The sequence below is a fragment of the Sphingomonas abaci genome (assembly GCF_014199625.1).
Classification (GTDB): Bacteria; Pseudomonadota; Alphaproteobacteria; order Sphingomonadales; family Sphingomonadaceae; genus Sphingomonas; species Sphingomonas abaci.
This window is the reverse complement of the sequence record NZ_JACHNY010000002.1, coordinates 222,836-245,794: the sequence shown is the minus strand read 5'-3', so window position 1 is coordinate 245,794 and position 22,959 is coordinate 222,836. Positions and strand designations below refer to the sequence as shown.

Sequence of the window (22,959 nt, the reverse complement as noted above, 5' to 3'; positions counted from 1 at the left end):
CCTTCCCCCCAGCGGCCATCGCCCCCATATTCACGGGCGATGGCCATTCAGATCCGCACCAGCCTCGCCGAACCCGAAACCGGCGAAGAGTTCGTCCCCCACCGGCCCCAGCGGCCCGAGAAGGTGGAGGGCGGGAAGCGCTTCGAGTTGATCAGCGAATATACGCCGTCGGGCGACCAGCCGACCGCGATCGCCGAGCTGGTGCAGACCGCACGTGCGGGCGAGAAGGACCAGGTGCTGCTCGGCGTCACCGGTTCGGGCAAGACCTTCACCATGGCCAAGGTCATCGAGGAGATGCAGCGGCCCGCGCTGATCCTCGCCCCCAACAAGATCCTCGCCGCGCAGCTTTATGGCGAGTTCAAGTCGTTCTTCCCGAACAATGCGGTCGAATATTTCGTCAGCTATTACGACTATTACCAGCCCGAAGCGTATGTGCCGCGTTCGGATACCTATATCGAGAAGGAATCGTCGATCAACGAGTCGATTGACCGGATGCGCCACTCGGCGACCCGGTCGCTGCTGGAGCGCGACGACGTGATCATCGTCGCCTCGGTGTCTTGCCTGTACGGCATCGGCTCGGTCGAGACCTATTCGGCGATGATCTTCGATCTGAAGAAGGGGCAGAGCGCCGACCAGCGCGAGGTGGTGCGCAAGCTCGTCGCGCTCCAGTACAAGCGAAACGACGCCGCGTTCCAGCGCGGCAATTTCCGCGTGCGCGGCGACAATCTGGAGATCTTCCCGTCCCACTATGAGGACAGCGCCTGGCGCATTTCGTTCTTTGGCGACGATATCGAGGAGATCGTCGAGTTCGATCCGCTGACCGGACAGAAGGTCGCCAGCCTCAACTCCGTGCGCATCTACGCCAATTCGCACTATGTCACCCCCGGGCCGACGATGAAGCAGGCGACCCAAGCGATCCGCCACGAGCTGACCGAGCGCCTCAAGGAGCTCGAGGCGGAAGGCAAGCTGATCGAGCATCAGCGGCTGGAGCAGCGGACCAATTTCGACTTGGAGATGATCGCGGCGACGGGAAGCTGCAACGGCATCGAGAATTACAGCCGCTTCCTGACCGGACGTTTGCCGGGCGAGCCGCCGCCGACCCTGTTCGAATATCTGCCGGAGAACGCGCTGCTCTTCGTCGACGAGAGTCACCAGACGATCGGGCAGATCAATGGCATGTCGCGCGGTGATCATCGCCGCAAGATCACGCTGGCCGAATATGGCTTTCGCCTGCCCTCGGCGATCGACAACCGGCCGCTGCGCTTCAATGAATGGGATGCGATGCGCCCGCAGACCGTCTGCGTGTCGGCGACGCCGGGCAGCTGGGAGATGGAACAGGCCGGCGGCGTCTTTGCCGAACAGGTCATCCGCCCGACCGGGCTGATCGACCCGCCGATTGAGATCAAGCCAGTTGAGGAACAGGTCCAGGACCTGATCCAGGAGTGCAAGAAGACCACCGAACTTGGCTATCGCACGCTGGTCACCACGCTGACCAAGCGGATGGCGGAAGACCTGACCGAGTATATGCATGAGGCGGGGATCAAGGTCCGCTACATGCACTCCGACGTCGAGACGCTGGAGCGGATCGAATTGATTCGCGACCTGCGGCTGGGGGTGTACGACGTGCTGATCGGCATCAACCTGCTGCGCGAGGGGCTGGATATCCCCGAATGCGGGCTGGTCGCGATCCTCGACGCCGACAAGGAAGGGTTCCTGCGTTCGGAGACCTCGCTGATCCAGACGATCGGCCGCGCCGCGCGCAACGTCGACGGGCGGGTGATCCTCTATGCCGATCGCATCACCGGCTCGATGGAACGGGCGATGAACGAGACCGAGCGGCGGCGCGAGAAGCAGAAGGCGTATAACGAGGAACACGGCATCACGCCGACGACGATCCGCCGCAACATCGGCGACATCATTGCGCATGTCTCGCAGGGCGATCAGGTGACGGTGCCGATCGACGAGGAACGGCCGCACATGGTCGGCCATAACCTGCGCGCCTATATCGAGGAACTCGAGAAGAAGATGCGCAAGGCGGCGGCCGATCTGGAGTTCGAGGAGGCCGGCCGGCTGCGTGACGAGATCCGGCAGCTGGAAGGCGAGGAACTCGGGCTGCCCGTCCACGAGCAGAAGGCCCCGATCATGGGCCGCAGCAACGAAGGCAAGCCAGGCACGCGCAAGACCCGGTTCGGCAAGTCGCAGAAATTCGCCTCCGGCCGCAAGGCGCGCGGTTGAGGCAGAGGTGGCGGCGCGCCCCGGCTAGGCACGCCGCCCGGACGATCAGTCCTTTAACCCGGCGGGCACGGTGCCGCCATTCTTCTCCAGCTCGCGCATCACCGCCTTGTGCAGCCAGATGTTCATCTCCGCCGAACCGTCCTTGGCGCCGCTATAGCCGAGTTCGGTCGCCAGCTCCTTGCGATTGTCGAGCGACGAGTCGAGATCGAGCAGCTTCATCAGATCGACGATCGAGGTGCGCCAGTTGAGGTTCGGATTGCCCTTGCGCTGGGCGATGCCGGTCAGCACCGCCTCGACATCGACCGGAGCTTGGGCGGCCGGTGCCTGGTTGGGCGCGGGCTGCTGCGAGGGGGTCTGCGGCGGAACCCCCGCCTGCGGGGCCGGCTGATGCTGCGGCGCGGGTGCGGGCGCGACCGGGCTGGCCTCTTTCTTGCCGCCGCCGAACTGGCCGCCGAGCGGGCCATGGTCGCCGAAGATGGCGGTCTTGATCTTGCCGAAGATGCTCATGCTATTCTTCTCCGTGAAAGCCCGCCCAACGTCCGGGCGGGCGCTCCGGCTCCCTGTTCGCCGATGCGATTGGCCTAAGCCCTTCAACCAGCGTTGAGATTGTCCGCGGCGGTGCCGTAATAGCTGGCGACGCGATCGGCATAGGCCTGGTCAAAGACCGGCGCGTTGTTGGACCAGCTCGGTCCACCCTCCAGCAGCCGCCGGTCGACGGTGATGACATAGAGGTCGCGCACCGGATCGAACTGGAGCAGCGCGAACGGCACCGGATAGAAGCTCTTGCCCATGCCCAGGAAGCCGCCGAGCGACAGCACCGCATGGGTGACCCGGCCCGACCCCTTGTGCACCATGAACGAATAGACCGAGCCGACCACGTCGCCGTCGCGGCTCTCGACCTTGACGCTGTGGGCGACATTGGATTGCAGCAGCAGCTGGGTGGGCGCCTGTTCGGTGGTCGACATTATACAACTCCTGTTAAACCGTCGGTCGAACCGGCGGCGCGGCTTGGCGGTTCCCTGACGCCAGCGGGTTGAGCCGCCGCGCCCCGCCGCCTAAGCGCCGATGCGATGCCTGTTTCCCACCGATCCGGCGCCCGCGCGTGCGCCAACCGCTCCCCCGCGATGGCGCTGCCCGTGCTGTTGGCGCTGACGGTCGCCGGCTGCGTCGCGCCTGCCGTTCAGGCCCCGCCCACCACCACGTCGCGCCCGGAGACGGCCGCGCCGCCGCCGCCCGTGCAACCGGCGCTGGGCGCCGACTGGCGCGACTGGCCGCTGACGCCGGGCACCTGGCGCTACGCGCCGGCCAGTCCCGGCCTCACCGTCGCCACGTTCGGCGATGCGCAGGGATTGCCGCGCCTGCGCCTGTCCTGCGACCGCAGCGCCCGCCAGGTCGCGATCACCCTGCCCGGCGCGACCGGCGTCGCCAGCCTGGAGGTCCGCACCACGAGCACCAGCCGCGCGATCGCCGCGACGGCGCTGAGCAGGGCCGACGAGTGGCCGCCCGTGTCGCTGGAGGCCCGGTTGGCCTCGACCGACCCGTTGCTGGATGCGATGGCGTTCAGCCGGGGCCGGTTCACCATCGCCCAGGCGGGACGGCCGCCGCTGGTGGTGCCCGCCTATGCCGAGATCGGCCGCGTCATCGAGGATTGCCGGAGCTGACATTTCCGTACGGGATTCGCGACCGGGCGCGGGAGGATCGTCTAAAATAGAAACGAGAACAAGGCTTGTATCGGGACGCCGCCCGGCACACATTGCTCTCGCGATCGGCAACGGTCGCATTGGCTCTCAACAAGCGAAAGGAGGTGATCCGATGTCTCATGGTTCAGCAGTGGGGTCGGTTCAGTTCGTTCGGGGGACTGGCCTCTAAGCACCGCCGGGTGACGCCGGGGGGTATTCTCCCCCAAGCAACGGCATCGCCCAAAGGTTCGGAGGTCACATGGTTTCCCGGGCTGGAGCTCTCCGGCCGCTGACCATGTTTGGGGGTTGTCGGGTCGTCGGGAGACTCCTCGGCAACCTCTTCTCATTTCCGGGCTCTCGGTCTCCGGGCCGTTCGCGTCACGCCAGGCCGGCCGGCGAGACGCCCTGACCAGCGTGCCGTCGATCAGCCGAGCGGCAGGTCCAACCGCATCACCGTTCCCGGATCCGCACGGGTCAGCTGCATCTGTCCGCCCATTTGCCGGGCTAGGTTCCGCGACACTTCCAGGCCGAGACTGGTCACCTGTTGCAGGTCGAAGTCGGGCGGCAGACCAACGCCGTCGTCGCCGACGGTCAGCGACAGACGTCCGTCCGCCTGCTGCAAGGTGATGGTGATCAGCCCGCCCGGCCGGTCGGCGAAGCCATGTTCGATCGCGTTCGCCACCGCCTCCGCCAGGATCAGCGCCACCGGGATGGCGTCCTGCGGTTCCAGGAACAGGCCGGGTTCGATCGCCATGGCATGGCGGAGCTCGGGCTTGCCGCTGGCGGCGAGCAGGTCGCTGGTCAGCTCCGTCAGGAACGAATCAAGCGGGACCTGTTCGCCGCTGGTCGCGTAGAGCCGGCGCTGGATGCGGCCGATCATCTGCACGCGGGATCCCGCCTCGGCCAGGGCATGTTGCGCAGCCGCGTCGCTGACCTTGGATTGCTGAAGCGACAGCATGGCGCCGACCATCTGCAGATTGTTCGACACGCGATGCTGGAGCTCGTGGAACAGCATCTCGGTGCGTTCGGCGAGCTCGCCCCGTTCGCGTGCGATCCGCGCCGATCGCTCGCGTTCTTCGGCGAGCCGGACATTGGCGCGCTTCATCCGGTCGATCAGGACCACGTCCACCGCGACCACCACCGCATAGAAGCTGATGGCCAGCGCCGAACGCCCGTCAATCACGAAGCTGTTGACCGGTGGTACAAAAGCATACCAGGCGATCAGCCCGCACAGCATCGCCGCGACGATGCCGGGACCACGCCCGAACAGAAAGGTGCTGATGATGATCGCGGGGAAGAAGGTGAGGAACGGATAACCCGGCGGCAATGCCCAATCGATGCTGAAGCGAATCCAGGCGGCGGCCAGCGACAGCGCCACTGCGCCCGAGTATTTCAGGGCGTCGCGCCCGCCCTGGGGGGATGATTCGATGGCGTTCGGAAGCGTCACGGCGGGCGTGATGGCGCAAATGCCACGATAAAACTATAGCAGATTACCGATCAGGCGCAGCAAGGCTAGCGGAGCCGCTCGATCTGCGCGGCGGACCGGGGACGACGCCGTCGCCCCCGGCGTCGTCCGGTCATCCCGGGGTGAGCAGCCCCTCGCGCGCGATCTTCTCGCGCCATACCAGCGGGGCGAGGTGGTGGACATTCTGCCCCTCGGCATCGACCGCCACGGTGACCGGGAAGTCGCTGACTTCGAATTCGTAGATCGCCTCCATCCCCAAATCCTCGAAGCCGACGACCTTGCTGCCCTTGATCGCGCGCGCGACCAGATAGGCGGCACCGCCGACCGCCATCAGATAGGCGCTTTGGTGATCGCGGATCGCCTCGACCGCCGCAGGTCCGCGTTCCGCCTTGCCGACCATCGCCAGCAGGCCCTGCTCCAGCATCATGCGCGTGAACTTGTCCATGCGCGTCGCGGTGGTCGGACCGGCGGGCCCGACCACTTCCTCGCCCACCGGATCGACCGGGCCGACATAATAGATCACCCGGCCCCGGAACTCGACCGGCAGCGTCTCGCCGCGCGCCAGCATGTCGGCGATCCGCTTGTGCGCAGCGTCGCGCCCGGTCAGCATCTTGCCGTTCAGGAGCAGTCGGTCGCCATGCTTCCAGCTTTGCACCACCTCGGGCGTCAGCGTGTCGAGATCGACCCGCTTGGCGGCGGCATCCGGCTTCCAGTCGACCTGCGGCCAGTCGGCCAGGTTCGGCGTCTCCAGATAGGCCGGACCGCTGCCGTCGAGCGTGAAGTGCGCGTGGCGGGTGGCGGCGCAATTGGGGATCATCGCCACCGGCTTGGACGCGGCATGGGTCGGCCAGTCCAGGATCTTCACGTCGAGGATGGTCGACAGGCCGCCCAGCCCCTGCGCGCCGATGCCAAGCGCATTGACCTTGTCCATGATCTCGATGCGCAGCGCCTCGATGTCGTTGCGGGGACCGCGCGCGCGCAACTGGCCCATGTCGATCGCGCCCATCAGCGATTCCTTGGCGAGCAGCATCGCCTTCTCGGCGGTGCCGCCGATGCCGATGCCCAGCATCCCCGGCGGGCACCAGCCGGCGCCCATTTGCGGGATCATCTCCAGCACCCAGTCGACGATCGAGTCGCTGGGGTTCATCATCTTGAACTTGGACTTGTTCTCCGATCCGCCGCCCTTGGCCGCGACATCGATCGACACCGTGCCGCCGGGCACCATCTCGACATGCAGGACGCTGGGCGTGTTGTCGCGGGTGTTGCGGCGGGTGAAGGCCGGGTCCGCCAGGATCGAGGCGCGCAGCTTGTTCTCCGGGTGGAGATAGGCGCGGCGGACCCCCTCGTCGACGACCTCCTGCAGGCTGCGGTCGCCGGACAGGCGGCAATCCTGGCCCCATTTGACGAAGACGGTGACGATGCCCGTGTCCTGGCAGATCGGGCGATGCCCCTCCGCGCACATGCGGCTGTTGGTCAGGATCTGCGCGATGGCGTCCTTGGCGGCGGGCGACTGCTCGGCCTGATAGGCCTCGCCCAGCGCGCGGATATAATCCATCGGATGGTAGTAGCTGATGAACTGAAGCGCGTCGGCCACGCTCTCGATCAGGTCGGTGTCGCGGATGATGGTCGTCATGGTCGCGCTTGTGCGACAAGGCGCGCCATAACGCAACGCGGGGCGCCCCGATCCGATCGATCCGAACCGGCTCCATCCTAATGCGCCGTCAACCATCCCCGTTGCGCGGGCGATAACCAGCGGCCTTCTAGGCGTGTCCCATGCGGAACCGCGCCAATGCCCTCGTCCCCGATGACGATCGTCCGTCATTGGCCGTTCTGCTCGGGCTGGCCGAGGATGAGATGGAACATGGCGGCCGTCAGGTCCGCCGGCTGGCGCAGGTCGCGGCGCTGTGGCCGCTCGCCATGGCGTTCCAGGGGCTGTCCGCCGTCACCGCCAGCGTCGCGCTGATGGGATCGCTCGCCGTGCTCGGCCTGTCGGCGCTGCTGGTCGTCACCTCGCTCTATGCCTTCGCCATCGTCCAGATGCCGGCGTCCGCCTGGCGATCGCATCTGCGCGCGCGAGGCGCGACGCTGTTGGCGTCGGTGATCGGCGGAGCGCTGGTCACGCTGCAATGGATGGTGGTGCATGACAGCGACGGCATGATCTCGCAGACCGCGATCGTCTTGGCCACCGGCGCGCTCGCGCTGTCGGCACTGGCGCTCTATCCGATCCGGCCGGCGATGATCGGCTATGCCGCCGGCATGGTGCTGGCGATGGCCCCGCATATGGGGCTGGTCAGCACCGTGGCCGGCATCGCGACCGTGCTGCTGATCCTGTTCACCGGCACGCTGCGCCTCGTGCGGCTGGACCGGGCGACCACCCGCGCCGACACGGTGCGCGCGATGGAGGGAGCGTTCGCCGCCAAGATGATCGCCGAGTTCGAGGATCAGGGCACCGGCTGGTTCTGGGAAGTCGATCGCGACGGGCGGATCGTCTACATTTCGGCGCGGGTGGCGGATGCGATCGCCGGTTTCGGCCCCGCGCCGCTCGGCCGAGCGCTGACCGAGGTCTTCCACATGGACAGCGCGACCCCGGCGACCGAGCGCACCCTCGCCTTCCACTTGTCGTCGCGCACCTCCTTTTCCGACTATTCGGTGCGCGCGGCGCAGGATGACGCTGGCGAACGCTGGTGGTCGATGTCGGGCCGACCGGTGATCGACGAACTGGGCCGCTTTCAGGGGTTCATCGGCTCGGGCACCGACCTGACCGAGCGCCGTCGCTCGGAAGCCGAGATCACCCGGCTGGCCCTGTTTGACGGGTTGACCGGCCTGGCGAACCGCCAGCGGATGCGGCTGTCAATCGACAAGACCCTGGCCCAGGCACAGGGCGGCGGTCGCCCCAACGCACTGTTCCTGATGGATCTCGACCGGTTCAAGGCGGTCAACGACACGCTCGGCCACCAGGCCGGCGACGATCTGCTGAAGCAGGTGGCGCAGCGTCTGTCGCGCGGGGTTGGCGATGCCGGGCTGGTCGGGCGGCTGGGCGGCGACGAGTTCCAGGTGCTGCTGCCCGGCACCCAGTGCCGCGACACGCTGGCGACGCTGGCGACCGAGCTGATCGGGGCCCTGTCCATGCCCTATCGGTTGGGCGGCACCTCGGTCACCATCGGCTGTTCGATCGGCGTCGCCATCGCCCCCTATGACGGCAGCGATTCGGAGACGCTGATCCGCAACGCCGATCTTGCCCTCTATGCTGCCAAGGCCGATGGCCGCGGCGTCCACCGCTTCTATGCCGAGCAGATGCTGGAGGGCGCGCGCAACCGCCAGGCGTTGGAGGAGGATCTGCGCCAGGCGCTGGCCAACGGCGCGTTCCACCTCTGCTACCAGCCGGTGGTCTCGGCGCTGGACGAACGGATCGTCGGCTATGAGGCGCTGGTCCGCTGGGACCATCCCACGCGCGGGCCCGTGTCACCCGCCGACTTCATCCCAGTGGCCGAGGAATGCGGGCTGATCGAAGCGCTGGGCGAATGGGTGCTGCGCACCGCCTGCCTGGAAGCGGCGACCTGGCCGGAGGATGTCTGCGTCGCGGTCAACGTCTCGCCGGTGCAGTTCGCCAACCCGCAGCTGCCGACCATCGTCACGAGCGCGCTGGCCCGCTCCGGCCTCGTCCCCGGCCGGCTGGAGCTGGAGATCACCGAGGGCGTGTTCCTCGACGACACGCGCTCGTCGGACGCGATGTTCCGCTCGCTAAAGGCGCTGGGCGTGCGGCTGTCGCTCGACGATTTCGGCACCGGCTATTCGTCGCTGGGCTATCTGCGCTCGGCTCCGTTCGACAAGATCAAGATCGATCAAAGCTTCGTGCGCGGCGCGGCCCAGCCCGGCAGCCGCAACATCGCGATCATCCGCGCCATCGTCACCCTGGCGTAAACGCTGGGCATGGAGACCACCGCGGAAGGGGTCGAGGCACAGGACGAGGTGCTGATGATCCGCGACCTAGGATGCAGCCATATCCAGGGCTATGTCTATGGCCGGCCAATGCGCTGCACCGAGGCGGTGGCGATGCTCACCGCCCGCGCGGGCCAGGCGGTGGCGACCGGCGTCCGCGTCACCCGCGCGGAACGGACCAAGGTGTTCCGTCCCTCGCGCGTTTCACTGGACGGGGTCGAGCGCGACGTGCGCATCCGCGACATCTCGCCTGGCGGGGCGATGATCGACGGGCTGACAGTCGACCAGGCGCCGATCGGAGTCGAGCTGCTGATCGAGCTGGTCGAGAACCAGATGTTCGCCGCGCGGATCTGCTGGGCGGCGGACGGCCGCGCCGGGCTCCAGTTCGCGCAGCCCCTCGACCTACAGCGCCTGCTCTCCACGCCCGCCCGCCCGCTGCGTCGCGCGATGTAACTGAGCCACGATAAGGCACCGATGTTCCATTGGAACGCGCCTTGAACCGTGCCGTTGCCGAAGCGATCGCAACGGAGAAAGACGATGATCTACAAGACACTGGGCGCGGGGCTTGGCATGTTCTCGCTGGCGCTGGGCGCGGCCGAACTGTTTGGCGCGCGCCGGATCGCGCGTGCGCTGGATGCCGAGGGGCATGAGGGCTTGATCAAGGGTTTCGGCGCGCGCGAGCTGCTGGCCGGGGCCAGCCTGATCGCCGCGCCGGCCGCGTCGGCCAATGTCTGGAACCGGGTGGCGGGCGACGCCATGGATCTGGGGACGCTCGGCCTGGCGGCGCGGCGGTCGCCGCGCAACGGCCGGATCTGGGGGGCGCTCGCCTTTGTCGGGGCGGTCACGCTGATCGATATCGTCACCGCGCGCGGGCTGGACCGGACCACCGGCAAATTCCTGCCCCGGCGCGACCACCCCGCCGCGGCCTGACGAGTCGGGATGCCGACGCCCCTCGCCGCCGATGCCATCTCGACGACCGCCACCCCCGAAAAATATTTGTCTTTCGGCTAATTCCTCTTGCGCATGATGGAAGCGGCGGAGAACCACGCGTCGCGGCAGGCCGGGCGCTGCGGACCGCTCGGCGGCACCGCCTGTCAAGACGATTATACGCTTGCCTCCCACACCGCTTTGCCACAATCAGTTGGGGCGCAGACGATCGATGGACCCAAGAGATGGTGTCCGCGTTGTCCACGCAAACCGGATCAGCCGGTAGCTCCGCTACCGATGGACTTCTTTTGTTCTCCCCGCGACTTAGCGGAGGTGGTAGACGAATGGCGTGCGCCGATTCGAACGGACCGGGAACAAAAGGTGGAAGAGGCGTGCGATGGATTATAGGGATGGCCGGGACAGCGATATGACCACCGACACCATGGATTTGCTCGAAGCCGTCGCCCTGGCCACCGCCAAGGCTGCGGCCACCTCCACCGCAGAGCTGGCCGCGACGCCCACCGCCGAGCCGACTGGCGCGGGTGCGAAGGCCCCGGCGGCGCTCGACAGCAAGTCGATCGCGCCCCAGCCCTATGCGCTGGATGTCGATCACAGCCGCGACTCGCTCCTGACCGACTTCGGCAAGGAGACGCTGAACGACCGTTACCTGCTGCCGGGCGAAAGCTATCAGGACCTGTTCGTCCGCGTCGCCTCCGCCTACGCCGATGACGCCGCCCATGCGCAGCGCATCTACGACTATATCTCGCGGCTATGGTTCATGCCGGCGACGCCGGTGCTGTCCAATGGCGGCACCGGGCGCGGCCTGCCCATCTCCTGCTATCTCAACTCGGTGCCCGACAGCCTGAACGGCATCGTCGACACCTGGAACGAGAATGTCTGGCTCGCCTCGCGCGGCGGCGGCATCGGCACCTATTGGGGGCAGGTGCGCGGCATCGGCGAGCCGGTCGGCCTGAACGGCAAGACCAGCGGCATCATCCCCTTCGTCCGGGTGATGGACTCGCTGACGCTGGCGATCAGCCAGGGCTCGCTGCGGCGCGGCTCGGCGGCCTGCTATCTCGACGTGTCGCACCCGGAGATCGAGGAGTTCCTGGAGATCCGCAAGCCCTCGGGCGACTTCAATCGCAAGGCGCTCAACCTGCATCACGGCGTGCTGATCCCCGACGCCTTCATGGAGGCGGTGCGCGACGGTCGCGAATGGGAGTTGAAGAGCCCCAAGACCGGCGAGGTGCGCGCCACGGTCGATGCGCGCTCGCTGTTCCAGAAGCTGGTCGAGACCCGGCTCCAGACTGGCGAGCCCTATATCGTCTTCGCCGACCATGTGAACTCGACCATGCCCAAGCATCATCGCGACCTGGGCCTGAAGGTGTCGACATCCAATCTCTGTTCGGAAATCACGCTGCCCACCGGTCGCGACCATCTGGGCAACGACCGCACCGCGGTCTGCTGCCTGTCGTCGCTCAACCTGGAAACCTGGGACCAGTGGAAGGACGACAAGCAGTTCATCGAGGATGTGATGCGCTTCCTCGACAACGTGCTGCAGGACTATATCGACCGGCACGAGCCCGGCATGGAGCGCGCCGCCTATTCGGCGGGCCGCGAGCGGTCGGTGGGCCTGGGCGTGATGGGCTTCCACTCCTTCCTCCAGGCCCGCGGCCTGCCCTTCGAAGGGGCAATGGCCAAGTCGTGGAACCTGAAGATCTTCAAGCACATCAACGCGCAGGTGAACCAGGCGTCGATGACGTTGGCGGCCGAGCGCGGGCCCTGCCCCGATGCGGCGGATGCCGGCGTGATGGAGCGCTTCTCGTGCAAGATGGCGATCGCGCCGACCGCGTCGATCTCGATCATCTGCGGCGGCACCAGCGCCTGCATCGAGCCGATCCCCGCCAATATCTACACGCATAAGACGCTGTCGGGCAGCTTCTCGATCAAGAATCCCTATCTGGAGAAGCTGTTCAACGAAAAGTCGAAGAACACCGATGCGGTGTGGAACTCGATCCTGGAACATGGCGGCTCGGTCCAGCATCTCGACTTCCTCTCGCAAGAGGAAAAGGATTGCTACAAGACCAGCTTCGAGATCGACCAGCGCTGGTTGCTCGAACTGGCCGGTGACCGCACGCCCTATATCGATCAGGCGCAATCGCTGAATTTGTTCATCCCGGCGGACGTGGAGAAGTGGGACCTGCTGATGCTCCATTTCCGCGCTTGGGAGCTGGGCATCAAGTCGCTCTATTATCTCCGCTCCAAGTCGGTGCAGCGCGCCGGTTTCGCCGGGTCCGAAGGCCAGGGCGGGGTCGAGGCGGACAATACCATCGACACGCCGAAGTTCTCGCTCGGCGAGACCACCGATTACGACGAGTGCCTGGCTTGCCAGTGACGGCATAGGGACGGGAAATGCGGGTCGGGCCGCGGAGTGGCATGCTCCGGCGACCCGGCCCTTGGGCCGACGAGCGGGGCAGCAGCATGGGCAACGAGCAGCGCCAGGATGATCGCCGGAACGCAAAAGGCGAAGGGCGACGCCGGTCGCCCGGCATCGCCCCTGCTGCGTCCTATGCTCGTCCCGGCGTGATGCGCCGGGACGACGCCGCGTCACTCGGCGGTTTCGAACATGTCCTGCGCGTTCTGCGCAGTCGCCGACAGGCGGACCGTGTCGCCTTCGACCTCGGCGACCAGACCGATCGGCAGATAATGATGCTTGGCACCCTGCCCATCCTCGGTCGAGGGCGAGTCGTTCTTGGTCAGCTTGATCCGGTCGCCTTCGACATGGTCGACGGTGCCGATATGCACGCCGTCGGCACCGATGACTTCGGCATGTTCCTTGATCTGGGTGGCGTCGACCATCTGCAATCTCCTGTGTGGGGTTCGGTGGCCAAACGCACTGAATGCGAGATGGTGGCATGAGCATCGATATTCCTGGCGCCACCATACCGGCCTCGACGCTCGACGTGCTGAATCCGGCGCAAGCGGCACGAACCAATCCTGAGATGCGAAAGGTTGCGCAATATCCGGCCTTCGACTGGTTGCGCTTCGTGTTGGCTTCGATCGTGCTGCTCGACCATTCGGGCGTTCACTTTCCCGGCCCATTGGGGGGCGGTCTGGCGGTGGACGTGTTCCTGGCGCTCTCGGGCTGGCTGATCGGCGGCATCCTGCTGAAGACCCCCCGGTCTGACCTGCCCCGCTTCTTCTACAATCGGTCTACGCGGATTTGGGCGCCGTATTTCGCCTGTGCCGCGCTGCTCTATGCGCTCGCGCTGGCGAAAGAGGGCTTCTCGCTCGATTGGCTGAAGTACCTTTTCTACGATGCCACCTTCACCCATTACACCTTCACCCGCTTCCCCCAGGCGCTGACGGAGATGCCGCTGGGCGGCACCGGCAATCACTTCTGGAGCATCTCCGTCGAGGAGCAGTTCTATCTCGCGGCGCCACTGCTCATGATCCTGCTTCCGTTCGGCCGTAAGGCGTGGCCCTGGCTGGTCGTCGCCGCCGTACTTATGGCGCTGCCCTCGCGCTTCGCCCCGATCGCGCTGGGCGTGCTGGCGGCCGTGGTGCATCAGCGCCGGCCGCTGGTGACCGGCCGCTGGCCGCGTCACCTGACGCTGGCGGCGGGAGCCTGCATCGTGCTGGCGCTGATGTGGCGCTGGGACGTGATGGCGCTTCATGCCATCTTCGCCGTACTCGTGGTCCTGGCACTCGCCATGCCCGGCCGACGGCTGGCGATCGCGGTATTCGCCGGCGCTATTTCCTATCCGCTTTATCTCAACCAGTGGATCGGCGGTTTCGCCACCAACGTCCTGCTGCATCAGATCGGTGACCTGGGGCGTGGCCCGGTCCTCGCGCTGACCTTTCTCGCCTCGCTCGCGGTGGCGATCGCGAGCTGGTTCGTGATCGACCGGCAGGTGATGGCGCGGCGAGACGGCTGGTACACGCCCGCGCACGGCCGGACGGCGATGATCGCGGCCTACTCGCTGCTAGTCATCGGTCTGGTCGGTGGCGGCGCGATCCGGATGATGGGCCGATGACATGGAGCATCGCCATCATGTATGCGGTCGCCGCGCTGTCCGGTGGGATCGGCGTGGGATTGCTGCTCCGGCTGCGCACGCCGCTGTCGGAAGCGAAGCGCTACGTCTTTCGGATGAGCGGCGTGATGGCGACGGCTGCCGCGATCATGCTCGGCGCGTCCGCCACCGCGCTGTGGCGGTGGACGGTCGCGTCATGACCTATGCCCGCGCCTGGGCGACGAAATCGCCGACATATGCGCCCCAATGCGCCCGGTCGTACAGCGTCGCCGCCTCGACCCGGTCGGTCGCGGCGGCGGCGCGGGCCGCATCGGGATCGGCGATGATGGTCCGGATCGCCGCTACCCAGCCCTCCACCGAGCCGGCGGGCACTAGGGTCGTGCCGGCGAACCCTTGCGTATATTCGTCGGTGCCGCGCGACATCGTGGTGACGATTGGCAGGCCCAGCATCCGCGCGCTGACCAGCGTGATGTGCCCGCAACAGGTATTGGCATCGCGCAGCGGCACCAGCAGCGCCGCCGCCCGTGCAGCGATCCCCCAGCAGGTCGCATATGGCAGATTGAAGTGGACCGTCATGTTCGCCGGCGGATCCATCAGCAGCGGCGTCTGCCGCGCGATCACCACAAACGGTACGTCGGGCAACGCCCGCGCCGCCGCGATCAGCATCGCGAAGTCGCGGCCCTCGCCGCCCACCGCCGCCACGAACGGGCCGGACGGCAGCAGCATCGGGTGCACCGCGCCCGGCACCGGCGCGTCCTGCGTCCAGCGCACGGGCCGGAACCGGGCGCGGGGGATTGCGAAGACATCGGCATACAGGTCGGCTTCGAAGCCGGTATATGTGCAGAACTGGTCGATGCTCGCCAAGCTGCGGCGGAAGCGCGATCGCGCGGCTGCCGCCGGCAACTGGGTGAAGTTGAACGAGAAGGCCAGATGCGGCGTGGTGATCCGGCGCAACCGCGCCGCATCGGCCACCGCCGCGCTCATCCGGGGCAGGTGCGACACCAGCACCGTCGCGCCGCGCGCCGCGTTCGTCGCCTGCCAGGCGGCGCGGTATCGCGACACGCGCGGACGAGGCAGCGCCCGCTCCAGCGCGTTGGCCGGAAGTCCCGAATATCGCGCCCATTCCAACGGCCGGTCGTCCACGGACAACAGCTCGACGAACGGCTCCCCCACCGGCGACAGATCCGCGACGTTAACGACGCGAAGGGCCGGCTGCTCCCCCAGATGCATTTCCATAAGACAAGTCTATAAACTGCGCAGCACTTTCAGCAAGAGCACCCGGTGCGGCGTCACTGTCCCCATTTCACACATTTGATTTCATTAAGGAAATTATCATGTCCCTGCTCGCCGCGTCGAAACAGTACAAGCCGTTCGAATACCCCTGGGCGTTCGAGTTCTGGAAGCGTCAGCAACAGCTCCACTGGCTGCCCGAAGAGGTGCCGCTGGGCGAGGACTGCCGCGATTGGGCGCAGAAGCTGTCGGATCACGAGCGCAACCTGCTGACCCAGATCTTCCGCTTCTTCACCCAGGCGGACGTCGAGGTGCAGGACTGTTACCACGAGAAATATGGACGAGTGTTCAAGCCCACCGAGATCAAGATGATGCTGACCGCGTTCAGCAACATGGAGACGGTGCACATCGCCGCCTATAGCCATTTGCTCGACACGATCGGCATGCCCGAGAGCGAATATGGCGCCTTCCTCGAATATTCGGAAATGAAGGACAAGCACGACTATCTGCAGCGCTTCGGCGTCGACAGCGACGAGGATATCGCGCGCACGCTGGCGATGTTCGGCGGCTTCACCGAGGGCGTGCAGCTCTTCGCCAGCTTCGCGATGCTGATGAACTTCCCGCGCTTCAACAAGATGAAGGGCATGGGCCAGATCGTCACCTGGTCAGTGCGCGACGAAAGCCTGCATTGCGAGGGGATCATCCAGCTCTTCCACGCCTTCACCAAGGAGCGCCAGTGCCTGACCCGGGCGGTGAAGGACGACATCGCTGACGTCTGCCAGACGACGATCCGGCTGGAGGACAATTTCATCGATCTCGCCTTCGAGATGGGCCCAGTCAACGGCATGACGCCCAAGGAGATCAAGAAGTATATCCGCTACATCGCCGACTGGCGGCTGGGCCAACTGGGCCTGAAGCCGATCTACATGATCGACGAACATCCCCTGCCCTGGCTGACCCCGCTGCTGAACGGCGTGGAGCATGCCAATTTCTTCGAGACCCGGGCGACGGAATATTCGAAGGCGGCGACGCGCGGCCAGTGGAACGACGTGTGGGACGCGTTCGACACGCGCCAGAAGGCCAAGAGCGGCAAGCCGGCCAATGAGGATGCCGGCGCGGGCGAGATGACCGACATGTTCGGCACGGCCGGCGTCGCGGCGGAGTGACATCCAGTGACCGAGCGCGCGGCAGATCGGTTGCCGCGCGTTCGGTCCCGCGGATCAACGGCTTGGCAAGGATCGCGGGCGCATGAGGGGATCATGATCCCCTCGCCTCGCATCTTTCGCAGCCGCTGGTTCGCCTTGCTATGGGCGGCGGGGATCATCTGGACGGCGGTCGACGTCGCCGGCTCGACATCCGGAGGCGGACAGGACAGGGGCCATCGGATCGCGGCGGACGGGTCGGGCGCGCCGGTCGATGCCGCCGATCTGGCGGTGCTCGCCAACGCCTGGCCCTGATCGCGGCGAGCCGCGACGTCGCGAGATGCGCCGCGCGCCGGCGCTGAACGCCCAAGGCTCCGTGCGACGGCGCATGACCCGCTCCGACGACAAACACACGCATGCGCGTCTACATGAGCCGATCCTGTTCGCGGAACATCGAAAATCGCGCGCCGTCGCGACGCTCACCGTCCGGGCAAGCGATCGAGCGCGATGCCCGCCAGGTTCTGCGCGCGCTTGACCTGGCGCAGCGTGGGCGGCGGCCCGCTCGCCACCAGCGCCTGCCACTCCGCCCAGTGCGCCGCATGATCGCCGCGCGCAGGGACCAGACCACGCGCCTGGGCGATCACCGCCGCCGAGTCGCCAACCAGCACCACCGGTCCGCCAAGCGCCAGCGCCCAGCGCGTGGCGGCGAGCAGCGCCAGCCACTCGGCGGTCATGCTGGTGCCCGGCCCCAGATCCTGCCGCACGCGACGCTCGCCACGACAGACCAGCGCATATTCCATCCCCGCCGGGCGCAGGCCGCCGTCGAAGAAGATCTTCACCCGGTCGCCCGGTCGCGCCACCCTGGTCAGCCGAGCGCCGCGACGAAGGCGCGCGCCGCCGCGCCGACCTCGGCCGCCGTCATGCCTGGCTTGTACAGTGCCGATCCCAGACCGAAGCCGTCCGCCCCGACCGCGCGCCACGGCGCCATGGTATCCGGTGCGACGCCGCCCACCACCAGTACCGGGACCGATCGCGGCAACACTGCGCGCTGCGCCTTCAACACCGATGGCGTGGCGGCCTCGGCCGGGAACAGCTTGAGCGCGCTCGCCCCCGCCCCCAGCGCGGCGAACGCCTCGGACGGGGTGAAATAGCCGGGCAGCGACGCCATCCCGGCCGCCGCCGTCGCCGCGATCACCGCGACATCGGTGTTGGGCGAGATCACCATCCGCCCGCCCGCGTCGCGCACCCGGCCGACCGTCGCGACATCCAGCACGGTGCCCGCGCCGATCATCGCCACCTCGCCGAACCGCCGGGCAAGCCGCGCGACGCTCTCCAGCGCTTCGGGCGAATTCATCGGCACTTCGATCAGCGTGAAGCCAGCGGCGACCAGGACCTCGCCGATCGGCTCGACCTCGTCGGGGCTGACCCCGCGCAGGATCGCGACCAGCGGGCAGCGCGCAAAATAGGAAGCGAAATCACTCATGGCAGGAAACTCCCGAGGCGGGTGATCCCCGCGATGAAGGCGGCATGGCTGTCGACCGCGACCGCGGTGCCGCCACAGAGATGGATGGCGGTGGCATAGAGACCGCCCAGCACCGGATCGGCCAGCACATGGACGGTCGCGCCGGGCGTCTCGGCCAGCCGCGCGGCGACGTCCGCGCCGATCAGCAGCCCGCTGGCATAGGAGGACGCATCGGCATCGTCGCGCAGACCGAGCAGCTTGGCCGTGCGAATGCCGAACAGCGCGGCGGGCAGGTCGCGCCGGCGCCCCTCCGCCACGCCCGCTTCGAAGGCCGCGCCGGCATTCACTTCGCCCGCCAGTTGCGCGGCCAGAATCCCGCCCCCGCGCAGCAGCGCGAACAGCTCACCGGTCATGGCGGTGACGAAGCCGGCGACGCGGCCATCTTGCATCGTCGCCCATTTGCAGTGCGTCCCGGGCTGGCAGAGCAGCGCGTCGCCCGGCGTCAGGCCGGCCGCCGCAGCGCCGAGCAGTTGCACCTCCTCGCCCCGCATCACGTCGCCTCGCCCCCCGGCCAGGGTCGACAGCCCGGGTACGATCACGGTGCGCCCGTCGACCGCCAGCCAATGCGCGGCGAGATCGGCGAGTCCGGCCGGTGCGGGCACATAGGGCGCCGCGCGCCAGCCGATCGTCGAGCCGACCATCCCCGCCAGCAGCATCGGGTGATCGCCCAGCCGATCGCGCAGCCCCGCCACTTCCGCGTCCCAGCCGTTCGCCGGCACCGACGTGACGCCGCGGCCATCGCGCTCCTCGGCGGTAACGACGCCCCCCTCGATCCGCCACGCCCGACGGTTGGTCGTCCCCCAGTCGACGGCGATGAACGGTCCGCTGATCATAGGCTTGTCATCTCCTGTTCGGGGAATTCGGCGCATAGCCCGCAACCCCGGTTCGATCCAACCCGAAACCCCGGCACCGGGCCCATCGGCAGCACCGCCCACGATCCGCCGAGCGGCGTGCCGCCTCAAACATGAACAATAATCCATGATAGGAAACATGTCGGGAGATCGTCGTTCCTTCGCATGATCCAAGATCATGTCTCAATGCTGCAGCGAGTCGGCCATGCCCTATCCCCTGCCACCTTAATGCCGGCCCGTCGCGGAATTCCCGCCGGACCAAGACCATACAGGCCGATGTCGCCCTTTCGCGCCTTGTTGCTGCCTTTCTTCTCAACGCGATAAGCCAGGCAGCACCGATTCTTCATAGCCGTCGCGCGGCGGCGCACAGGTCTGATCCGTATCGATTTCGCTCATCCAGGGTTTGCGAAGCGCGGCCAGTGTTCGGCCGCCGCCCATCCGCACGCATGCCCATGGACCACTTCTCCCAGCCCCAACAAGGAGTGATCATCATGGTCAAAATCGGAACTGCTCGTCGCGGATTGCTCGCATCGGCCCTGCTCGCCTCCCTGGCATTGGCGGGATGCACCACCCCGACCACCTATCATCCCGCCGCCGATGTCAGCGCGAACAGTCCAGGCTATAGCGACAAGCAACTGTCGACGAACACCTATGAAGTCAACTTCACCGGCAATACCGTCACTTCGCGGGATACCGTCGATCGCTACCTGTTCTACCGTGCGGCGCAGTTGACCATCCAAAAGGGATTCCGCACCTTCACCATGATGAAGGGCGACACCGCGCTGGATGATACGATCTATGCAAATGTCGAGCCCGCCGGCCCCGGCTTCGGCTGGAATGGCTGGGGCGGCTATTGGGCGCCGAGCTGGCGCTATCATGGCCCGTTCGGCTGGCGCACCTGGGCGCCATGGCAGGATGGCCCGTTCTGGGGAGACCAGGTCGACATCAACAGCGTCGACAATTATCAGGCAACCGCCGTCATCAAGATGTCGAACACGCCGGTCACCGCCAGCACGCCGCATTCCTATGATGCGCAGACGGTGATCGAACGGCTCACCCCAACGATCAAACTGCCCAAGTAAGCAGCGAACACCCGGTGATCGCGTGACGCGCCCGGCGACCCCCCGGCCCGCGCCACGCGATCCCCCGGTCAGGCAGAGACCTTCGCCAGCGGCAAGACGCGGCCGGGAACGTCGACGTCGAAGGCGAACAGGCTGCCCGCCTCCGGCTGCGCGGCCCGTTCCGCCTCACTCAGCCCCTTGCCGGCGCTGGTCGCGAAGCCGGTGCGCAGGTCCGGCCCACCGAACGCGACCTTGGTGATATTGGCGACCGGGAAGCGCACCACCCGGTCCAACGTACTGTCCGGCGCGTAGCGGCGCGCCGACCAGCCGCCCCAGAGACCAACCCAGACACCGCCCTCCGCATCGACGCTGACGCCGTCCGGATAGCCGTCTGCGTCCGCGATCGTCGCGAACAGCCGAGGGACGCCGGCCTCGGCACCATCCAGCGGCACCGCATGGATCGTGCGGCCGAGCGTATCGACATGATAGAGCGTCGCGCCGTCCGGCGACACCGCCGGGCCATTGGTGATGACGACGGGCGGGATCGCGCTGGTCGTCAGCGTACCGGCGTGGAAGCGGTGCACCTGCCCGGTCACGGCGGTCTCGCCATCGTCCATCGATCCGAACCACACCGCGCCGTCCGCCGCCACGGTGGCGTCGTTCAAGCGATTGCCCGGCCGGTCCGGCTCCACCGTGGTCAGCAGCGTGAACGCGCCGCTGTCGGGATCGAAGCGGTGCAGCCCGGTCTGGAGGCCCGCCAGGAAGGCGCCATCCTCAGCCGGCAGCACCCAGCCGATCTGGGCGGGCGCCTGGAAGCTGCGCGTCTCGCCGCCGTCCGGGTCGAAGCGATGGACCCGGTGCTGCTTGATATCGACGAACCAGAGCGCGCCGTCGCGCGCGTCCCATACCGGCCCCTCGCCCAGCGTCGCGCCGAGCGACCAGACATTGCGCACCGTCATCCTCGTCCTCCCCTCCTGACCGCCGCCTCAGTGGTTGTCGCGCGGCAGGCCCATGGTCTGGGCGATCCGCTGGTACTTCTCCGCCCCCTCCAGAATCGCGCCGGTGTTCATCTGGCCGACCACCGAGCGTTGGATCTCCTGCCACGGGGTCTGCGAAGCCGGATAGGCATAGCCGCCCGCCGCCTCCAGCGCCGCCCGGCGCTCGGCCAGCTCCGCGTCGGAGATCAGCACGTTGGCGGTGCCGGCGCGCAGGTCGATGCGCACCCGATCGCCGGTCTTGAGCAGCGCCAGGCCGCCCATCGCCGCCGCTTCCGGCGACGCGTTGAGGATCGAGGGCGAACCGCTGGTGCCCGACTGGCGGCCGTCGCCGATACAGGGCAGCGCATGGACGCCTTCGGTGATGAGATAGGCGGGCGGGCGCATGTTCACGACCTCGGCCGCGCCGGGATAGCCGATCGGGCCGGCGCCGCGCATGAACATCAGCGTCTCGGGCGTGATGCCGACCGAGGGATCGTCGATCCGCGCATGATAATCCTCCGGCCCGTCGAACACGACCGCCGGGCCCTCGAACGCATCGGGGTCGTTGGGGTCGCTCAGATAACGGTCGCGGAACTCGGGGCCGATCACGCTGGTCTTCATCACCGCCGCGTCGAACAGATTGCCCGACAGCACGATGAAGCCGGCATCCTCCTTCAGCGGTGCGTTATAGGGGCGGATGACCTTCTCGTCCTCGATGGCGACGCCGCGGCAATTGTCGCCCATGGTGCGGCCGTTGACGGTCAGCGCGTCCTCATGGATCAGCCCGTGCTGCATCAGCTGGCTGACCACCGCCGGCACGCCGCCCGCCCGGTAGAAATCCTCGCCCAGATATTCGCCGGCCGGCTGCAGGTTGACCAGCAGCGGCACCTTGTGCCCCTCGGTCTCCCAGTCCTTGATCGGCAGGTCGACGCCGATATGGCGGGCGATCGCGGCCAGGTGGATCGGGGCGTTGGTCGAGCCGCCGATCGCCGAATTGACCCGGATCGCGTTGTGGAACGCGGGCTTGGTCAGGATGTCGGACGGCTTCAGGTCCTCCGCGACCATCTCGACGATGCGCTTGCCAGTAAGATACGAAATTTCCTGGCGGTCGCGATACGGCGCGGGGATCGCGGCCGAGCCGGGCAGCTGCATGCCCAGCGCCTCGGCCAGCGAGTTCATCGTCGTGGCGGTGCCCATGGTGTTGCAGTAACCGGTCGACGGCGCGGAGCTGGCGACCAGGCGGATGAACTCCGCATCGTCGATCTCGCCCGCCGCCAGCATCTGGCGCGCCTTCCACACGATCGTGCCCGAGCCGGTGCGCTCGCCCTTGTGCCAGCCATTCAGCATCGGGCCGACGGACAGCGCGATGGTGGGGATGTTGACCGTCGCCGCCGCCATCAGGCAGGCCGGCGTCGTCTTGTCGCAGCCGATCGTCAGCACCACGCCGTCCAGCGGATAGCCGTAGAGCGTCTCGACCAGGCCCAGATAGGCCAGGTTGCGGTCCAGCCCGGCGGTCGGGCGCTTGCCCGTCTCCTGGATCGGATGGACCGGAAATTCCAGCACGATGCCGCCAGCCTCGCGCACGCCCTCGCGCACCCGCTCGGCCAGCACAAGATGGTGGCGGTTGCAGGGGCTCAGGTCGCTGCCGGTCTGGGCGATGCCGATGATCGGCTTGCCCGAGCGCAGCTCGTCCAGCGACAGGCCGAAATTCAGGTACCGCTCCAGATACAGCGCCGTCATGTCGATATTGGCGGGATTGTCGAACCACGCACGGGAGCGGAGCCGGGGAGCGGGCGTCTCGGTCATAAGCCTCTAAGGTCCATTATTCGCCCGAAGGCGTGGAAGATGATGCAATCTATAGTCCGACAATTATATGACAGACAAGCCGGTTTACGGT

At 67.1% G+C, this 22,959-nt stretch carries 22 protein-coding genes; 11 read left to right on the top strand and 11 right to left on the bottom strand.

Features of this window, described 5'->3' with window-relative positions; genetic code table 11:
• Window positions 1–39: 39 nt before the first annotated feature.
• Window positions 40–2,235: an excinuclease ABC subunit UvrB gene (gene uvrB / locus GGQ96_RS06270; protein WP_184112697.1), complete on the top strand. Its 2,196-nt coding sequence runs from the start codon at window positions 40–42 to the stop codon at window positions 2,233–2,235.
• A gap of 45 nt (window positions 2,236–2,280) precedes the next feature.
• On the opposite strand, the gene GGQ96_RS06265 is transcribed toward uvrB, so the two are convergent.
• Entirely contained in the window at window positions 2,281–2,742 is a 462-nt protein-coding gene (locus GGQ96_RS06265; RefSeq protein ID WP_184112695.1) for a DUF3597 domain-containing protein, read from the bottom strand.
• An 83-nt stretch (window positions 2,743–2,825) separates the two neighbouring features.
• The gene (locus tag GGQ96_RS06260) at window positions 2,826–3,200 is read right to left on the bottom strand and encodes a PRC-barrel domain-containing protein (protein WP_125995186.1); all 375 of its coding nucleotides are present in this window, start codon (window positions 3,198–3,200) and stop codon (window positions 2,826–2,828) included.
• 105 nt (window positions 3,201–3,305) lie between these two features.
• Between GGQ96_RS06260 and GGQ96_RS06255 the strand changes: the two genes are divergently transcribed.
• A complete protein-coding gene (locus GGQ96_RS06255) occupies window positions 3,306–3,896 on the top strand; it encodes a hypothetical protein (protein WP_246360207.1) in 591 nt (196 codons plus the stop codon).
• Window positions 3,897–4,338: 442 nt separating this feature from the next.
• Here the strand turns inward: GGQ96_RS06255 and GGQ96_RS06250 are convergent, their stop codons facing one another.
• Together GGQ96_RS06250 and GGQ96_RS06245 are read right to left on the bottom strand one after the other, a co-directional pair.
• A complete protein-coding gene (locus GGQ96_RS06250; protein WP_343058943.1) occupies window positions 4,339–5,361 on the bottom strand; it encodes a sensor histidine kinase in 1,023 nt (340 codons plus the stop codon).
• A gap of 130 nt (window positions 5,362–5,491) precedes the next feature.
• Window positions 5,492–7,012: a fumarate hydratase gene (locus GGQ96_RS06245; RefSeq protein ID WP_184112693.1), complete on the bottom strand. Its 1,521-nt coding sequence runs from the start codon at window positions 7,010–7,012 to the stop codon at window positions 5,492–5,494.
• Window positions 7,013–7,152: 140 nt separating this feature from the next.
• On the opposite strand from GGQ96_RS06245, the gene GGQ96_RS06240 reads away from it, so the two are divergent.
• The 4 genes from GGQ96_RS06240 to GGQ96_RS06230 all read left to right on the top strand — a co-directional run bounded on the left by GGQ96_RS06240 (window position 7,153) and on the right by GGQ96_RS06230 (window position 12,640).
• Window positions 7,153–9,300: a putative bifunctional diguanylate cyclase/phosphodiesterase gene (locus tag GGQ96_RS06240; RefSeq protein WP_246360205.1), complete on the top strand. Its 2,148-nt coding sequence runs from the start codon at window positions 7,153–7,155 to the stop codon at window positions 9,298–9,300.
• A gap of 9 nt (window positions 9,301–9,309) precedes the next feature.
• A complete protein-coding gene (locus tag GGQ96_RS21345; RefSeq protein ID WP_246360203.1) occupies window positions 9,310–9,771 on the top strand; it encodes a PilZ domain-containing protein in 462 nt (153 codons plus the stop codon).
• Window positions 9,772–9,855: 84 nt separating this feature from the next.
• On the top strand, window positions 9,856–10,248 hold the full coding sequence (locus tag GGQ96_RS06235; RefSeq protein WP_184112691.1) for a hypothetical protein: 393 nt from the start codon (window positions 9,856–9,858) through the stop codon (window positions 10,246–10,248).
• 394 nt (window positions 10,249–10,642) lie between these two features.
• Window positions 10,643–12,640, top strand: a complete 1,998-nt coding sequence (locus GGQ96_RS06230) for a ribonucleoside-diphosphate reductase subunit alpha (protein WP_184112690.1) — start codon at window positions 10,643–10,645, stop codon at window positions 12,638–12,640.
• A gap of 212 nt (window positions 12,641–12,852) precedes the next feature.
• Here the strand turns inward: GGQ96_RS06230 and GGQ96_RS06225 are convergent, their stop codons facing one another.
• Entirely contained in the window at window positions 12,853–13,104 is a 252-nt protein-coding gene (locus tag GGQ96_RS06225; RefSeq protein ID WP_125995175.1) for a DUF2171 domain-containing protein, read from the bottom strand.
• Window positions 13,105–13,160: 56 nt separating this feature from the next.
• Here GGQ96_RS06225 and GGQ96_RS06220 point away from each other — a divergent pair, with 56 nt between their 5' ends.
• Together GGQ96_RS06220 and GGQ96_RS06215 are read left to right on the top strand one after the other, a co-directional pair.
• Window positions 13,161–14,282, top strand: a complete 1,122-nt coding sequence (locus tag GGQ96_RS06220; protein WP_184112688.1) for an acyltransferase family protein — start codon at window positions 13,161–13,163, stop codon at window positions 14,280–14,282.
• Entirely contained in the window at window positions 14,279–14,479 is a 201-nt protein-coding gene (locus tag GGQ96_RS06215) for a hypothetical protein (protein WP_184112686.1), read from the top strand. The genes GGQ96_RS06220 and GGQ96_RS06215 overlap by 4 nt, the downstream gene beginning before the upstream one ends.
• 1 nt (window position 14,480) lies before the next feature.
• On the opposite strand, the gene GGQ96_RS06210 is transcribed toward GGQ96_RS06215, so the two are convergent.
• Window positions 14,481–15,515 (bottom strand): glycosyltransferase, encoded by a 1,035-nt coding sequence (locus GGQ96_RS06210; RefSeq protein WP_184112684.1) that lies wholly within the window; start codon window positions 15,513–15,515, stop codon window positions 14,481–14,483.
• 98 nt (window positions 15,516–15,613) lie between these two features.
• Here GGQ96_RS06210 and GGQ96_RS06205 point away from each other — a divergent pair, with 98 nt between their 5' ends.
• On the top strand, window positions 15,614–16,675 hold the full coding sequence (locus GGQ96_RS06205) for a ribonucleotide-diphosphate reductase subunit beta (RefSeq protein ID WP_184112682.1): 1,062 nt from the start codon (window positions 15,614–15,616) through the stop codon (window positions 16,673–16,675).
• Window positions 16,676–16,768: 93 nt separating this feature from the next.
• Window positions 16,769–16,966, top strand: a complete 198-nt coding sequence (locus tag GGQ96_RS06200) for a hypothetical protein (RefSeq protein WP_184112680.1) — start codon at window positions 16,769–16,771, stop codon at window positions 16,964–16,966.
• 164 nt (window positions 16,967–17,130) lie between these two features.
• Here GGQ96_RS06200 and GGQ96_RS06195 read toward each other — a convergent pair whose 3' ends face one another.
• From GGQ96_RS06195 to GGQ96_RS06185, 3 genes are read right to left on the bottom strand one after another with little or no spacing between them, the layout of a single operon-like run.
• A complete protein-coding gene (locus tag GGQ96_RS06195; RefSeq protein WP_343058941.1) occupies window positions 17,131–17,490 on the bottom strand; it encodes a ribonuclease H family protein in 360 nt (119 codons plus the stop codon).
• 26 nt (window positions 17,491–17,516) lie between these two features.
• Window positions 17,517–18,134, bottom strand: coding sequence for a 2-dehydro-3-deoxy-6-phosphogalactonate aldolase (locus GGQ96_RS06190; protein WP_184112678.1), 618 nt, complete (start codon window positions 18,132–18,134; stop codon window positions 17,517–17,519).
• On the bottom strand, window positions 18,131–19,006 hold the full coding sequence (locus GGQ96_RS06185) for a 2-dehydro-3-deoxygalactonokinase (RefSeq protein ID WP_184112676.1): 876 nt from the start codon (window positions 19,004–19,006) through the stop codon (window positions 18,131–18,133). The genes GGQ96_RS06190 and GGQ96_RS06185 overlap by 4 nt, the downstream gene beginning before the upstream one ends.
• Before the next feature lie 509 nt (window positions 19,007–19,515).
• On the opposite strand from GGQ96_RS06185, the gene GGQ96_RS06180 reads away from it, so the two are divergent.
• Window positions 19,516–20,106, top strand: coding sequence for a CC0125/CC1285 family lipoprotein (locus GGQ96_RS06180; protein WP_184112674.1), 591 nt, complete (start codon window positions 19,516–19,518; stop codon window positions 20,104–20,106).
• Window positions 20,107–20,174: 68 nt separating this feature from the next.
• Here GGQ96_RS06180 and GGQ96_RS06175 read toward each other — a convergent pair whose 3' ends face one another.
• A complete protein-coding gene (locus GGQ96_RS06175; RefSeq protein WP_184112672.1) occupies window positions 20,175–21,044 on the bottom strand; it encodes an SMP-30/gluconolactonase/LRE family protein in 870 nt (289 codons plus the stop codon).
• Between the two features lie 27 nt (window positions 21,045–21,071).
• A complete protein-coding gene (locus GGQ96_RS06170) occupies window positions 21,072–22,868 on the bottom strand; it encodes an IlvD/Edd family dehydratase (protein ID WP_184112670.1) in 1,797 nt (598 codons plus the stop codon).
• Window positions 22,869–22,959 lie beyond the last annotated feature (91 nt).